General features: G+C 63.8%; 14 protein-coding genes. 6 read left to right on the top strand and 8 right to left on the bottom strand.

Annotated features, from left to right (window positions below):
• Positions 1-55: 55 nt before the first annotated feature.
• From QZY01_RS01300 to QZY01_RS01280, 5 genes are read right to left on the bottom strand one after another with little or no spacing between them, the layout of a single operon-like run.
• Positions 56-376 (bottom strand): DUF6867 family protein, encoded by a 321-nt coding sequence (locus tag QZY01_RS01300; protein ID WP_294532453.1) that lies wholly within the window; start codon positions 374-376, stop codon positions 56-58.
• Entirely contained in the window at positions 373-1,095 is a 723-nt protein-coding gene (locus QZY01_RS01295; RefSeq protein WP_294532451.1) for an ABC transporter ATP-binding protein, read from the bottom strand. The genes QZY01_RS01300 and QZY01_RS01295 overlap by 4 nt, the downstream gene beginning before the upstream one ends.
• The gene (locus tag QZY01_RS01290; protein ID WP_294532449.1) at positions 1,092-2,021 is read right to left on the bottom strand and encodes an ABC transporter ATP-binding protein; all 930 of its coding nucleotides are present in this window, start codon (positions 2,019-2,021) and stop codon (positions 1,092-1,094) included. Before QZY01_RS01290 ends, QZY01_RS01295 begins: the two co-directional genes overlap by 4 nt.
• Positions 2,022-2,040: 19 nt before the next feature.
• Complete coding sequence (gene livM / locus QZY01_RS01285) at positions 2,041-3,357, bottom strand: high-affinity branched-chain amino acid ABC transporter permease LivM (protein WP_294532448.1); 1,317 nt, start codon at positions 3,355-3,357, stop codon at positions 2,041-2,043.
• A 3-nt stretch (positions 3,358-3,360) separates the two neighbouring features.
• A complete protein-coding gene (locus tag QZY01_RS01280; RefSeq protein WP_294532446.1) occupies positions 3,361-4,275 on the bottom strand; it encodes a branched-chain amino acid ABC transporter permease LivH in 915 nt (304 codons plus the stop codon).
• A 239-nt stretch (positions 4,276-4,514) separates the two neighbouring features.
• On the opposite strand from QZY01_RS01280, the gene QZY01_RS01275 reads away from it, so the two are divergent.
• The 6 genes from QZY01_RS01275 (at position 4,515) to panC (ending at position 10,296) form a co-directional block, all read left to right on the top strand.
• Positions 4,515-5,024 carry a flavin reductase gene (locus tag QZY01_RS01275; protein ID WP_294532444.1) on the top strand — a complete coding sequence of 170 codons (510 nt, stop codon included), beginning with the start codon at positions 4,515-4,517 and terminating at the stop codon, positions 5,022-5,024.
• A 117-nt stretch (positions 5,025-5,141) separates the two neighbouring features.
• Entirely contained in the window at positions 5,142-5,642 is a 501-nt protein-coding gene (locus QZY01_RS01270) for a hypothetical protein (protein ID WP_294532442.1), read from the top strand.
• Positions 5,643-5,868: 226 nt separating this feature from the next.
• Complete coding sequence (locus QZY01_RS01265) at positions 5,869-7,875, top strand: acetyl/propionyl/methylcrotonyl-CoA carboxylase subunit alpha (protein ID WP_294532440.1); 2,007 nt, start codon at positions 5,869-5,871, stop codon at positions 7,873-7,875.
• A gap of 131 nt (positions 7,876-8,006) precedes the next feature.
• Positions 8,007-8,891: a DUF4339 domain-containing protein gene (locus QZY01_RS01260; RefSeq protein WP_294532439.1), complete on the top strand. Its 885-nt coding sequence runs from the start codon at positions 8,007-8,009 to the stop codon at positions 8,889-8,891.
• 76 nt (positions 8,892-8,967) lie between these two features.
• A complete protein-coding gene (locus tag QZY01_RS01255) occupies positions 8,968-9,438 on the top strand; it encodes a gamma-glutamylcyclotransferase family protein (protein WP_294532437.1) in 471 nt (156 codons plus the stop codon).
• Between the two features lie 6 nt (positions 9,439-9,444).
• The gene (gene panC / locus QZY01_RS01250) at positions 9,445-10,296 is read left to right on the top strand and encodes a pantoate--beta-alanine ligase (RefSeq protein WP_294532435.1); all 852 of its coding nucleotides are present in this window, start codon (positions 9,445-9,447) and stop codon (positions 10,294-10,296) included.
• On the opposite strand, the gene QZY01_RS01245 is transcribed toward panC, so the two are convergent.
• The 3 genes from QZY01_RS01245 to QZY01_RS01235 all read right to left on the bottom strand — a co-directional run bounded on the left by QZY01_RS01245 (position 10,293) and on the right by QZY01_RS01235 (position 13,018).
• Entirely contained in the window at positions 10,293-10,964 is a 672-nt protein-coding gene (locus QZY01_RS01245; RefSeq protein ID WP_294532433.1) for a response regulator transcription factor, read from the bottom strand. The genes panC and QZY01_RS01245 overlap by 4 nt on opposite strands.
• The gene (locus QZY01_RS01240; RefSeq protein WP_294532430.1) at positions 10,957-11,151 is read right to left on the bottom strand and encodes a hypothetical protein; all 195 of its coding nucleotides are present in this window, start codon (positions 11,149-11,151) and stop codon (positions 10,957-10,959) included. Before QZY01_RS01240 ends, QZY01_RS01245 begins: the two co-directional genes overlap by 8 nt.
• Before the next feature lie 352 nt (positions 11,152-11,503).
• On the bottom strand, positions 11,504-13,018 hold the full coding sequence (locus QZY01_RS01235; RefSeq protein WP_294532429.1) for a histidine kinase: 1,515 nt from the start codon (positions 13,016-13,018) through the stop codon (positions 11,504-11,506).
• Between the last annotated feature and the right edge of the window lie 4 nt (positions 13,019-13,022).

Below are 13,022 nucleotides of genomic sequence, written 5' to 3'. Positions count from 1 at the left end.
CCTTGCCGTTTAGCGACGCGATCTTGCCGTCATGCCGGGTTTTTGTCGATGGGCGTCAGTTATGTTTTTCGCCAAGCCAGGGATATTGCCTCCGCACCAGCGCGTCATGAGCGCTCCGCCAGGCGAGCCCCTGGGCGAAAAGCGTCCAGCCATAGGCGATCAGCGCGGCAAAAGGCGCGGCGAGCGGTTCGCCAAACAGCGACCAGTGCAGAAAGCGCATCGCAAAAGTCAAAGGCAGGCCATAGAGCGCCAGCAGCCACAAAGGCTTCCAGTTCAGGGCGACGGCGCGGCCCGCCGCGAACGAGGCCAGCCCGCCGATGATCAAGGTGACGCCAATGAAAACGCGCGGGTCGCCGATTACGAAGGCACTGTTCAACTTCCGCCTCCTTCGAGATAGGCGGCGCGGATTTTTGGATCGCGCAGCAGTTCCGCGCCCGGTCCCTGCATGGCGATGGCGCCATTGACCATGACATAGCCACGATTCGCGAGTTTCAGCGCATGATGCGCGTCCTGCTCGACGAGGAACACCGACAGGCCCTCCTCGCGGTTGAGGCGGCGCACCACTTCGAAAATCTGTTTGCAGATCAAAGGCGCGAGGCCGAGCGAGGGTTCGTCGAGCAACAGCAGTTTCGGACGGCTCATCAGGGCGCGGGCGATGGCCAGCATCTGCTGCTCGCCGCCCGACAAGGTGCCGCCGCGTTGCGCCGCGCGCTCTTTCAAACGCGGGAAAATGTCATAGACGCGGTCGAGATTGGCCGAAAAACCGTCGAGGCTCGCCAAAGCCGCGCCCATTTGCAGGTTTTCATAGACGGTCATGCGGGGAAAAATCCGCCGTCCCTCCGGCGACTGGGCGATCGACAGCCGCGCGATCTCATGGGTCGGCAGGCCGGTAATGTCGCGCCCGTCGAACCGGATTCGCCCGGCGCGCAGGCGGGGGGCGCCGAAAATGCTCATCATCAAAGTCGACTTGCCGGCGCCATTGGCGCCGATCAGCGCGACGATCTCGCCGGCGCCGACTTCGAGATCGACGCCGCGCAAGGCCTGCACGGCGCCGTAAAAGGCCTCGGCGCCCTCGATCGACAATAGCGCGCTCATGGCTTCGTCTCGGCTGTCAGCTCGGCTTCGGCGGGCCCGAGTTCTTCATCCTCGACGCCGAGATAGGCGGCTATAACGGCTGGATTCTCTCGCACTTCCAATGGCGAGCCATCGGCGATCTTCTGGCCGTAATCAAGCACCACGACATGATCGGATATGGCCATGACCACCGCCATGTCATGCTCGATCAAGAGGATCGAGACGCCTGATTCCCCCCGGATTTCGCGCAGAAGCGTCGCCAGCCCATGGGATTCGTTGGCGTTGAGGCCGGCGGCGGGCTCGTCGAGGCAGAGCAGGGCCGGGTTGGCGCACATGGCGCGGGCGATTTCGAGCCGCCTTTGGTCGCCATAGGGCAGGGCGCCGGCGGGATCGTCGGCGCGGCGCCGAAGCCCGATGCGCTCCAGCCATTTTTTGGCGCGCTCGACCGCCTCGCTTTCGGCGCGGCGGTAGGAGGGCAGTCCGATCAAGCCGAAGACGCCGTAACCCGAGGCCGGGGTCAAGGCGATATGCTGGGCGACGATAAGATTTTCCAGCGCGCTCATGCCGGAAAACAGTCGGATGTTTTGAAAGGTGCGGGCGATCCGGGCTTTTTTGGCGATCTCGAAATCGGCCATGCGCTCCAGCAGATAGAGGTCTTCGCCGCCGTCGTTGGAGTTCCTCCGGGCCGTGGCGGTCAATTCGTCGATGCGGTCGTCGTCGAGTCCGCCCTTGGGCGAAAAGGCGATGCGGCCGACGGTCGGCTTGTAAAAACCGGTCAGGCAATTGAACAAGGTGGTCTTGCCGGCGCCATTGGGGCCGATCAGCGCGGTGATGTCGCCGCGCCCGACCGAAAAGGACACGTCGTTGACGGCGGTGAGGCCGCCGAACCGCATGGTGACGCGATCGACCCGCAGCAGCGGATCGTCGATCCAGGCGAACCCCGTCATGGGTGGACCTCGCGCGCGCTCACGATCTGGCCTCCGGCTCGGGCCCGAGCGTAATGGTCGGCTGGCGCATGGACACCAGCCCGCGCGGACGGAAATTCATCATCGCCACCATGGCGATTCCGACCAGCAGCATACGATATTGCGTCGGGTCGAAATTCTCGCCGAAAATCGCCTTCAGGAAGGTCAGTTCGCGCAACAGTTCCGAGGAGCCGACGATCAGCGCCGCCGCCATCGCGACGCCGAACTGCGAACCGCCGCCGCCGAGGACGACAATGGCGAGAATGGTCGCGCTTTCGGTGAAGGTGAAGCTCGAAGGCGACACGAAACCCTGCCTCAGCGCGAACAGGCAGCCGGCGACGCCGGCGAAAAAGGCGCCGAGCGCAAAGGCGGTAAGCTTGATTTTGGCGGTGTCGAGCCCGAGCGCGCGGCAGGCGATTTCGTCCTCGCGAAGCGCTTCCCAGGCGCGGCCCAAAGGCAGGCGGCGCAGCCGGATCGAGACGAAATTGGCCAGAAGGGCGATGGCCAGCACCAGATAATAGAGGAAAATCAGCTTGTGCACACCGGCGAAAGCCACGCCGAAATGGGCGGCGAAGCCACGCGGGCCGGGGATGAAGGGCAGGCCGAAAAACGTCAGGCCGGGAAAGCCGTAAAGGCCGGCCTCGCCCTTGGTCACCGCGTCCCAGTTGACCGCGACAATGCGCAGCATCTCGCCGAAGGCCAGAGTGACGATGGCGAGATAGTCGCCGCGCAGGCGCAGCACCGGGAAGCCGATGCAAAAACCCCAGAAGGCCGCAAGCAGCCCGCAGACCGGCAGCAGCGCCCAGAACGACAGGCCGGTCAGGGGCGCCAGCAGCGCATAGCCATAGGCCCCCACCGCGTAAAAGGCGACATAGCCGAGGTCGAGCAGGCCGGCGAGGCCGACGGTGATATTGAGCCCCCAGCCGAGCAGGACATAGAGCAGGATCTGCACGCCGAACGTATCGACCCATTTGAGCGCCGCCTGCGGCCCGAGCAGGGCCAGGATCAGCAGCGGATAGGCGACCAGCGCCGCCAGCGCCGCGGGCGCCAGCCATTTCCTTTGCTTGCCCGTCGTGGCCTGAGCCAGAGCAAGCGCCGCTTTCGGGCGGGACTCCCAGAGCGAGAGCAGGAAGCGCAGGCCGAAGCCCAGCGCGCAGAACGCCAGGAACAGCGGCCAGCGCGCGGACAATTCCAGCAGATTGTTGAAATCGGGATCGGCGCGAAAGGCAATGATCGGAAAGGCTAGGCCGGCGACGATCAGCGTCGCCAGCGCGGACTCCTTCAGCGCGCGAGAAAAGGGCGAGGCGGCTGCGCTCAACACTCACACCTTCTCGACATCGGGCCGGCCGAGCAGGCCGGAGGGCATGAAGATCAAGGTGACGGCGAGGATCGAAAAAGCCGCGACATCCTTGTAGTCGCTGGAGAAATATTGCCCCCACATCGTCTCGATCAGGCCGATCGCCATCCCGCCCAGCACCGCGCCGGGCAACGAGCCGATGCCGCCGAGCACGGCGGCGGTAAAGGCCTTCACGCCGGGAACGAAACCGTCGGAGGATTTGACCACGCCGTAATGCAGCAGGAACAGGCTGCCGGCGACGGCGGCGAGCGCCGCGCCGATGACGAAGGTGAGGGCGATGGTGCGGTCGACGTCCACTCCGAGCAAGGCGGCCATTTTGGCGTCCTGTTCGCAGGCGCGCTGCGCCCGGCCGAGCGGCGTCTTCTGGACCACGTACCAGAAGGCGGCGAGCAGCGCCGCCGTCACCGCGACGATGAGAATTTGCTTGTAGGACAGGGTGACGTCGTAGGCGCCGCCGCTGGTGATGGCAATGACCTTGTCGAGGAAGGGCGGGATCGACTTGTTGTTCGGCCCCTGCGTTACGGTGACAAAATTGGCGAGAAAGGTTGACATGCCGATGGCCGAGATCAGCGGCGCGAGGCGGAAAGAGCCGCGCAGCCGGCGATAGGCGACGCGCTCGATGACGAAATTCCACAAGGCGGTCAGCGCCATCGAGGCGAACAGCACCACGACGAAGGCCGGGCCTTCCGCGACGCCGAAACCTTGAGTCAGCAGCAGCAGCAGCAAAAGGGCGATGAAGGCGGAAAGCATGAAAACGTCGCCATGGGCGAAATTGACCATGCCGATAATGCCGAAAACCATTGTATAGCCGATAGCGATCAGTCCATAGATCGAGCCGAGGGTCACGCCGTTAATCAGTTGCTGCAGGAAAATTTCCATCGGTAATCCAGAATCGGCCGGGGTCCGCGCGGCTTCGGCTTCGGGACGCTAGCAAGCGCCGGGCCGGGCCGCAACACAAGGCTTGGAACACAGAAGGCTTGCAAGACGCGGCGGATTGGCCGTCGCCGCGCAAAGTCGCCTTGGTCGGCCAATTTTACTGGCCAAGCTTTCCCGCCGGAGCGGCGCGGTGTAAGCAGCGCGCTGGCGGGAAAGAACGGAACACCAGCATGGCGGTCGAAATGACGTTCGCGAAAGGGGAATCGATGCTCGATCCCAAGGCCTATCGCGACGCGATGAGCGAAGTCGCCTCTCCGGTGCATCTGATCGCCACCGATGGCGTCGCCGGCGTCGCCGGCATGACGGTGACGGCGCACGCCTCGATCTCGGACCAGCCGCCGACGATGCTGGTCTGCCTCAACCGCCATTCGCCCTCGACGCGGCGGTTTCTGGAAAACGGCGTTTTCAGCCTCAATGCGCTTGGGGCCGCCGACGAGGCGCTGGCGGATATTTTCGCCGGGCGCACCGACGCGCATTTTGAGCAGAAATTCACCCATGGCGACTGGCGCAAGGGCGTCACCGGCGCGCCCGTGCTGCGCAGCGCGCTGGTCAGTTTCGAATGCCGCCTGATCGACGTGAAGGATGTGGAGACGCATCACGTGCTGATCGGCGCGGTTGTCGCCGTCGCCCATGGCGGCGCGGGCGCGAGCCTGCTCTACCGCCGCCGCGGCTATGACCGGAGCCGGAAGTAGCCCTTTGCGAAACACGCAAGAAACCAAGCCTTAACCTTTCCATTCGTTGACTCTGTCGATTCACGTTCACGCAACGCAGGCGGGGGTAGCGTTGCTCGAACGATGGAGCCGCCAACTATGTCTGTTGCAAATCCGGCCAAAGCCGCGCTGTTCGGCCTGCATGAAGCGGGAGCGGGGGGTCGCCGCGCCCTGATCCTGTCGCTGGCGCGGGCCGCCAACAACCTGACGCCGGCGGAAATCCGGCAATTGCGCCGCGCCTTGTTCGAGGAGGAGGGCGTCAGCCGCGACGAGGCCGCCGCCTTGTTCGAACTCGATCGCGCGCAGAACGCCCCCTGTCTCGAATGGACCGAATTCTTCGTCGAATGCCTTACCGACCACCTGGTCTGGCAGGTCCGCCCCACCGGCGTTCTTGCCCAGGAGCAGGCGGAATGGCTGATCGGCGAGGCGGGCAGGAAATTCTCGCTGTCCGGCTTCGCGTTGCTCGCAAACGTGCTCGCCGAATCCGACCGCGCGCCGCAATGGTTTCTCGATGAAGTGCGCAAGCGCGCCCGGGCGCCGGCGGTGCAGGCGGCGCTGGCGGCGGCGGCCGCGATGAACGGAGAACTTGCTTCGGCTTGATACCATTTTTCGTTGACTGCGACTCGTCGCGGCCAACGAATCCCTCGCATGAGTTCGGCGTCGCGTTCGCTCCTATCCAGCCCTCGCAGGTTCTCACCTGCGAGGGCTGGCATAAGCCGTTTGTTGGCTGGACGCAGGCGGATAGTTCCCATAATAGTCGGTCCCAACAGATCATCCGCTGGGCCTTGTCCTCCGCAAGGCCGGAAAAATCCGTTCCGGTGCCAGAATGTTCGAGAAAATACTCATCGCCAACCGTGGCGAAATAGCCTGTCGCGTCATCAAAACCGCCCGCCGTATGGGCATCAAGACCGTCGCCGTCTATTCCGAAGCCGACAAGGACGCGCTCCATGTCGAAATGGCCGACGAGAAGTTTTACATTGGCGCTCCGCCGGCCTCCGAATCCTATCTGGTCATCGAAAAAATCATCGACGCCTGCAAGAAGACCGGCGCCGAGGCCGTCCATCCCGGCTATGGCTTCCTGTCCGAGCGCGCCGCCTTCGCCGAGGCGCTCAAGGCCAATAATATCGTATTCATCGGCCCCAATGTCGGCGCCATCGAAGCGATGGGCGACAAGATCGAATCGAAGAAATTCGCCAATGCCGCAAAAGTCTCGACGGTGCCGGGCTATCTCGGCGTGATCGAGACGCCGGAGGAAGCGGTGAAAATCGCAGATGGCATCGGTTATCCGGTGATCCTGAAGGCTTCCGCCGGCGGCGGCGGCAAGGGCATGCGCATCGCCAATTCGCGCGAGGAAGTGGCCGAAAGCTTCGCCCGCTCCAAGTCGGAGGCGAAAAGTTCGTTCGGCGACGACCGCGTCTTCGTCGAAAAGTTCATCGTCAATCCGCGCCATATCGAAATTCAGGTGCTCGGCGACAAGCACGGCAATGTCATCTATCTCGGCGAGCGCGAATGTTCGATCCAGCGCCGCAACCAGAAGGTGATCGAGGAGGCCCCGTCGCCGCTGCTCGACGAGGCGACCCGAAAGAAAATGGGCGAGCAGGCCGTGGCCCTCGCCAAGGCGGTGCAATATGATTCCGCCGGCACGGTGGAATTCGTCGCCGGCCAGGACAAGAGTTTCTTTTTTCTGGAAATGAACACCCGCCTGCAGGTCGAACATCCGGTCACGGAATTGATTACCGGCATCGATCTGGTCGAGCAGATGATTCGCGTCGCCTATGGCGAACCGCTGACGCTCAAGCAGAGCGACGTCCAGTTGAAGGGTTGGGCGGTCGAAAGCCGCATCTACGCCGAAGACCCGACCCGAAACTTTTTGCCCTCCACTGGTCGGCTGGTCAAATATCGTCCGCCCGAGGAGGGCCGCTCCGAAGGCGTGACCGTGCGCAACGACACCGGCGTGTTCGAAGGCGGCGAAATCTCGATCTTCTATGATCCGATGATCGCCAAGCTTGTCACCCATGCGACCGACCGCCTCAGCGCCATCGAGGCGCAGGCGCACGCGCTCGACGGATTCGTCATCGACGGCATCCGCCACAATATCCCCTTCCTGTCGTCGCTGATGCAGCATGAGCGCTGGCGGTCGGGCAATATTTCCACCGCCTTCATCGCCGAGGAATATCCTGACGGGTTCAAGCCGCTGACGGCTGCGGGCGAGGTCGCCCGTCGCCTGGCCGCCGTGGCGGGTTTCATCGATGACGTCGGCAACCGGCGCAAGCGCCAGATTTCCGGGCAACTGGCGACCCAGCACCCGGTGCGCTTCCTCAACGATCGCACGGTCATGCTCGACAAGACGCCTTACGAAATCGAACTCGAACAATCCGACGGCGCGCTGCTGGTGCGCTTCGCCGACGGCGGCTTCGCGCATCGCCTCGAATCCGACTGGGTTCCCGGCCTGCCGGTTTGGAACGGCCTGATCGACGGCGAAAAGGTCGCCGTTCAGGTGCGGGCGATTCTCAACGGCCATGAAATCGCCCATGCCGGCGTCACCGTCGAGGCGCGCGCCTTCACCCGCCGCGAGGCCGAGCTTTTCGCACTGATGCCGGAAAAGAAGGTCGCCGACACTTCGAAATATCTGCTTTGTCCAATGCCGGGCCTCGTCAAGAACCTGTATGTGAAAGAGGGGCAAGAGGTGAAGATCGGCGATCCGCTCGCCATGGTCGAGGCGATGAAGATGGAAAACGTTTTGCGCTCCGAGCGTGACGTCACCGTCAAGGCGATCAAATGCAAGGAAGGCGATTCGCTCGCCGTCGATGCGGTAATCCTCGAATTCGGCTGAGGCTCGCTGGTTTCTCAACTTGAACGCCGGACTCGCGCGAGTCTGGCGTTTTTTTGTCTCCCGGCGCAGATTGGCCACGCCGGCTCCATCGCGAGGGTCGGTTTTCACGGCGGTATTTCAGGCGTTCGGCCATGGCGGGAAATTATTTTTTCAAGGATCGCGCGGGCGCGCAAAACGGTCCGGTTTCGCTGGATGAACTGGCGGCGCTGGCGCGGGCCGGGCGCCTTGGGCCGGCAGACGCCGTCTGGGTCGAAGGCGGCGGGCCGGCGCCGGCGAGCGAGGTCCCGGAACTCGCCGCAGCCCTCGGAGAGGCCGGCAACCGGGCGGCGGCGGGCGTCGGCCCGCTGCAATCCTTCCTGCCGGTCTGGGGATTGTTCTGGCGCTCCATCGTCGCGTCGCTCGGCATTTCCCTGGTCTTTACGGCGCCCTGGGCCGGTTTGTGGTTCTATCGCTGGTTCGCCGGGCGCGTCGCCTTGCCGAATGGCGTTCGCCTGTTCCTGCAAGGCGACATTGGCCAATGCTGGCCGACTTTTGTCGGTTTCGGCCTGATCGGGCTCGGGTTGGGGCTGGTCAACCAGAGCCCGACGGGGCAGGCGATCGCCGGCGCCCTGCTGCTCATCAACGCGGGTTTGGTTTTTGCGCTGACGGGTTGGTTCGCCCGCGCCCTGCGCAGCGAGGACGGGGCGCTGAAGGTCTCGTTCGAGGGCGGATTCTGGACCTTTTTCGGATGGAGCGTGCTGTTTCTTTTCGCCGTCGAGACCATCGTCGGATGGGCCTGGATCCTCAAGCTGATGCTGCGCTGGATCTGTGCGCAAACCGTGGGGACGCATGAGTTCGAATTTACCGGGACGGGCGTGAGCATTCTCTGGCGGACCTTCGCCGCCGCTCTGGGCTGCGTCTTCATCCTGCCGATACCGTGGATGATCCGCTGGCTTGCCGGTTGGTTCATTTCGCGGATCGTGGTGACGCCGCCCGCCGCGAGCGCAGCCAATATCCTCCAGGCGCAAGCGGCTTGAACGATTGGTGACGATTGGCCTGCGGGTCCGGTCTTTGCTAAGGATCGGCAAGCGTCAGAAATCCTCGGGACCAACCATGCCGCTCACTTTCGCCTATGGCTCCAACATGGACGCCAAAGCCATGGAATTGCGCTGCCCCGGCGCAAAAATGCGGGGCCGGGCGCGGCTGCCGCGTCACCGGGTGGCGCTGCTGCCGGACGGTTTCGCCACCCTGGTTCGCGACGCCGGGTCCACGGCGCATGGCGTGTTGTGGGAATTGAGTTTTGGCAATCTCGCGGCGCTCGACCGCTACGAAGGCGACGGCTATGTCAAAGTCAGCCAGCCGGTGCTGCGCGAAGGCTTGCCGCCGATGCGGGCGTTGATCTATATCGGCCGGCCAGCGGGCGGTTCCCACCGCGCGCCGGAGGACTACATGGCCCGAATCGTAGCCGTGGCGCGAGAAGTCGGCCTGCCGATCGGCCATATCGATTTTCTTCGCCGGCTGGCGGGTGAAAATCTTGAACCTTGCTCGCGCTTTCGCGCGATCCGGAACCCGAAAGCGCTGTGAGCCAAAATGTCCGACGCGCCGCACGTCTTCCGCGATATTTCCTCACTGCGCGCCGCCGTGGCGCGATGGCGGGCGGCGGGCGAAAAAATCGCGCTGGTTCCGACCATGGGCGCGCTGCACGCCGGCCATGTCTCGCTGGTCGAGGCCGCGCGGAAGGTGGCGCAGCGGACCGTCGTTTCGATTTTCGTCAATCCGGCGCAATTCGCCCCCAACGAGGATTTCGACGCCTATCCCCGCACCTTCGACGCCGATCTCGCCAAACTGGCGCAGGCCGGCGCTGCGGGCTGTTTCGCACCCCCCGCGCGCGAGATCTATCCCGAAGGCTTTTCGACCCAGATCATTCCGGGCGGCCCGGCGCTGGCGGGGCTGGAGGACCGCTTCCGCCCGGATCATTTCCCCGGAGTCGCTCTGGTGGTGGCCAAATTGCTCAACCAGGCCCAGGCCGACAGCGCATTTTTCGGCGAAAAGGATTTCCAGCAATTGGCGGTCATCCGGCGCTTTGCCGCCGATCTCGACATTCCCACCCGGATTTTCGGCGTCCCGACCCTGCGCGAGGCGGACGGCCTCGCTCTGTCCTCGCGCAACATCTATCTGAGCGTGGCGGAACGCGCGCAGGCGCCTTTGCTGGCCCTCGTTCTCAACGAGACGGCGGCGGCGATCCGCTCCGGCGCGGCCCCGGCGCAAGCGGCGGCGCAAGCGGCCTTGCAGCTTGGCGCGGCGGGTTTCGACGTCGATTATCTGGAGGCCCGCCACGCGGAGACGCTGGCCCAAATCGCCTCGCTCGAAGAGGGGCCGATCCGCCTGCTGGTTGCGGCTCGGATCGGCAAGACGCGGCTGATCGATAATCTGGCGGTTTAGCCGTCGAGCCGCCGGTTCAGCGCCTTGACCGCCAATTCGGTGCGGCTGCGGGCGTTGAGCTTTTCGAGAATGCGGCTGACGTAATTCTTCACCGTGCCTTCGGCGAGTTTGGTGTCGCCGGCGATTTCCTTGTTGCCCTTGCCTTCGACGATCAATTGCAGAATCTCGTTTTCGCGTTCGGTCAGCGCTTCGCCGGGCAGATCGCCGTCGCCGTCGAGGAAGCGGGGCGGGCGGCGCACGCGGCGGAATTCATTGAGCAATTTGCGCGCGACATTGGGCGTCAGCCGCGAATGGCCGCGCGAGACCGAGCGGATCGTCGCCAAAATCTCGGCTTCGTCGGCGTCCTTGAGCAGATAGGCCTGGGCGCCGGCGCAGATGGCGTCGAAAATGAGATCGTCGGTGTCGAAAGTGGTCAGGATGACGACTTGGGTGTCGGGACAGTCCCTGACGATCTGCAACGTCGCGGCAATGCCGTTGAGGCGCGGCATCTGGATGTCCATCAGCACAATATGGGGTTTCCAGCGTCGCGCGGCCTGCACCGCCTCGGCCCCGTCGGCCGCCTGGGCGACGATTTCGAAATCCGGTTCGAGCGCCAGCATCGAGGCGAAGGCCCGGCGGATCAGATGTTGATCCTCGGCGATCAGGATGCGGATGCGCTCGTCAGGCAACAAAAAATCCCCCCCGCCGCCCGTTGGGACGGCGCCCATCGTCGGCCGCTGGAAACAATCCGCTGGCCTGTTGTTTCGAGCGCCAATTCCAAAAAAGCTGGAGATTTTTTTTTACAACAGGCCTCTCGAACAAACGATCCATCGCCTGTTCGAGGAAGGTGAATTCGTCGAACAGCTTTGGAGCCATGGCTCGCAAGCGAAAACCAAAACGCACCAGGCGCTACAAATTCCCGGCCGGGTGGGGCGCCCGACGTAAAATCCCAAGAGAATTCCGAGCGAACCTAGCGTCTTTGGCGATCGATTGCAATTTTTACTTATATTCAACGGGTTATGCATTAGTCTCGGATCAGGGTCCCGACGTCGCGGTCCGCCGCCCGGATCGAATTTCGGCGTTCGATTTCCGCGCTGGTTCAACCGGATATTCCTGCCGGAAAGTTAGCGCTCGAGGGAAGGCGGCCTTCTTTGCAGGCCCCGGCCCGACCGAGCCGAATTAATTATTTAAATCATTGATTTATAATCAAATAAATTGAAAAGAGAGGTTAGCTCGGCGGTTCTGGCGGCGCGACGATCTCGATGCGGACGCCTCGCCCCGGCGCGGTGTCCACGGTGAAGCGGGCGCCGAGCGACTCCGCTTTTTCGCGCATGCCGGTCAGGCCGAAATGGCCGGTCTTGATCCGGTCGCGGTCGAAGCCGACGCCGTCATCGGCGACGACCAGCGTCAGCGCCCCGCAATCGTCGACTGAAAGAGCGATTTCGACGCGGCTGGCGCTGGCGTGCCATTCGATGTTCCGCAAGGCTTCCTCGCAGATGCGGTAGAGCGTTTCCGCCCTTTCGCCTTCCGCCGCCCCGGCGCGCTGATTGAGATTTGCAAGAACGTGGATTCCGGTGCGGTCGGTGAAACGGCGACCGAGGGTTTCGAGCGCCGCTCCGAGACCCTGGGACTCGACATTGCCGGCGCGCAGGTCGGTCAAGGCGGCGCGGGCGAGGGCCAAACCGTCGCGAACGGCCTGTTCGGCGCGGGCCAGTTCGTCGATCATGCGCGGATTGGCGTCACGCCCGGCGACCTTGCGGATCAGATGAATTTGCGGCGCCAGGGCGACCAGCGACTGGACGAGCGTGTCGTGGAGGTCATGGGCGATACGCAGGCGCTCGCGCATCACCGCATTGCGCCGCGCTTCCTCGGCGCCCTGCTCGGCTTCCGCGCGCAACCGCCGCAGATCGCTGACATCGCGGCCCACGGCCTGATATTCGCCAAAACCGCGCCGGGCGCCGATCCAGTTGACGCGCCACCAGATCCATAGGGTTTCCTGTCCGGGAACGCGCAGGGCCTGTTCGAACGAGCAATCCGCCTGCTTTGAAAGCCGCGAACGCCAGCTTTCCTCGGGCGCGCCGACGCCGAGTACCTGGTCCGCATGGCGCCCGAGAAACGCTCTCTCCGGCCCGAGCAACAGGCTGCAGGCGTGGCGGTTGACGAAAGTGACGCGCAGGTCGGCGTCGAGGCGAAACACCAGATCGGCGGAGGTTTCGACAATGTCGCGATAAAGCGCCGCCTGTTCCAGGATCAACTGCCCCGCCGCCTGCGCCCGACGTTCCGGCGTGGACGAATTGCCGGCCCAATCGCCATCGACCCCCGAGTCTTTTGTTTCCGCGATGTTTTTACCAGGCGTCGGCCTCCGCTTTTTAGCAAATTGCTCTGGCGCCCCGGTATCGCTTCCTTCGGGCGCCAGCCGCTGTTTTGCGTCGCGTTCGGCGCTGGCCAGGACGAGAAAGCCGTCGCGGCGCGGGTCGAAAACAACGGATAACGAAAAAGACGGGGAGTCGAAGGGCGTAAGCCGCGGGCCGGGAAGGTCGATAGGCGCTGCGCCCTCGCCGCGCAGGGCGGCGAATTCGGCCTCCATGGCGAGAAAAACCGGGGAGTTGAAGATTTTTTCGCCGGGGGGCGGCATCCAGTCCATCAGGGCGCCAACGCGGTCGATCACCCTGAGATCGGCGTCGAGTCGGCCATAGCCAAAATGTTTTTGCGCCAGGGCGCGCGCGAAATCCGATTCAATCATCTCT

The sequence above is a fragment of the uncultured Rhodoblastus sp. genome, assembly GCF_903903185.1.
Taxonomy (GTDB): Bacteria; Pseudomonadota; Alphaproteobacteria; order Rhizobiales; family Beijerinckiaceae; genus Rhodoblastus.
Note: the sequence above shows the minus strand (reverse complement) of the source record. Positions and strands in the feature narration are given on the sequence as shown.

Bases quoted from the DNA above. Each gene is read 5' to 3' on its own strand.
- QZY01_RS01235 (WP_294532429.1), bottom strand. From the start codon at position 13,018: ATGATTGAATCGGATTTCGCGCGCGCCCTGGCGCAAAAACATTTTGGC.
- QZY01_RS01255 (WP_294532437.1), top strand. From the start codon at position 8,968: ATGCCGCTCACTTTCGCCTATGGCTCCAACATGGACGCCAAAGCCATG.
- QZY01_RS01295 (WP_294532451.1), bottom strand. From the start codon at position 1,095: ATGAGCGCGCTATTGTCGATCGAGGGCGCCGAGGCCTTTTACGGCGCC.
- QZY01_RS01265 (WP_294532440.1), top strand. From the start codon at position 5,869: ATGTTCGAGAAAATACTCATCGCCAACCGTGGCGAAATAGCCTGTCGC.
- QZY01_RS01270 (WP_294532442.1), top strand. From the start codon at position 5,142: ATGTCTGTTGCAAATCCGGCCAAAGCCGCGCTGTTCGGCCTGCATGAA.
- QZY01_RS01290 (WP_294532449.1), bottom strand. From the start codon at position 2,021: ATGACGGGGTTCGCCTGGATCGACGATCCGCTGCTGCGGGTCGATCGC.
- panC (WP_294532435.1), top strand. From the start codon at position 9,445: ATGTCCGACGCGCCGCACGTCTTCCGCGATATTTCCTCACTGCGCGCC.
- QZY01_RS01260 (WP_294532439.1), top strand. From the start codon at position 8,007: ATGGCGGGAAATTATTTTTTCAAGGATCGCGCGGGCGCGCAAAACGGT.
- QZY01_RS01240 (WP_294532430.1), bottom strand. From the start codon at position 11,151: ATGGCTCCAAAGCTGTTCGACGAATTCACCTTCCTCGAACAGGCGATG.
- QZY01_RS01280 (WP_294532446.1), bottom strand. From the start codon at position 4,275: ATGGAAATTTTCCTGCAGCAACTGATTAACGGCGTGACCCTCGGCTCG.
- QZY01_RS01275 (WP_294532444.1), top strand. From the start codon at position 4,515: ATGACGTTCGCGAAAGGGGAATCGATGCTCGATCCCAAGGCCTATCGC.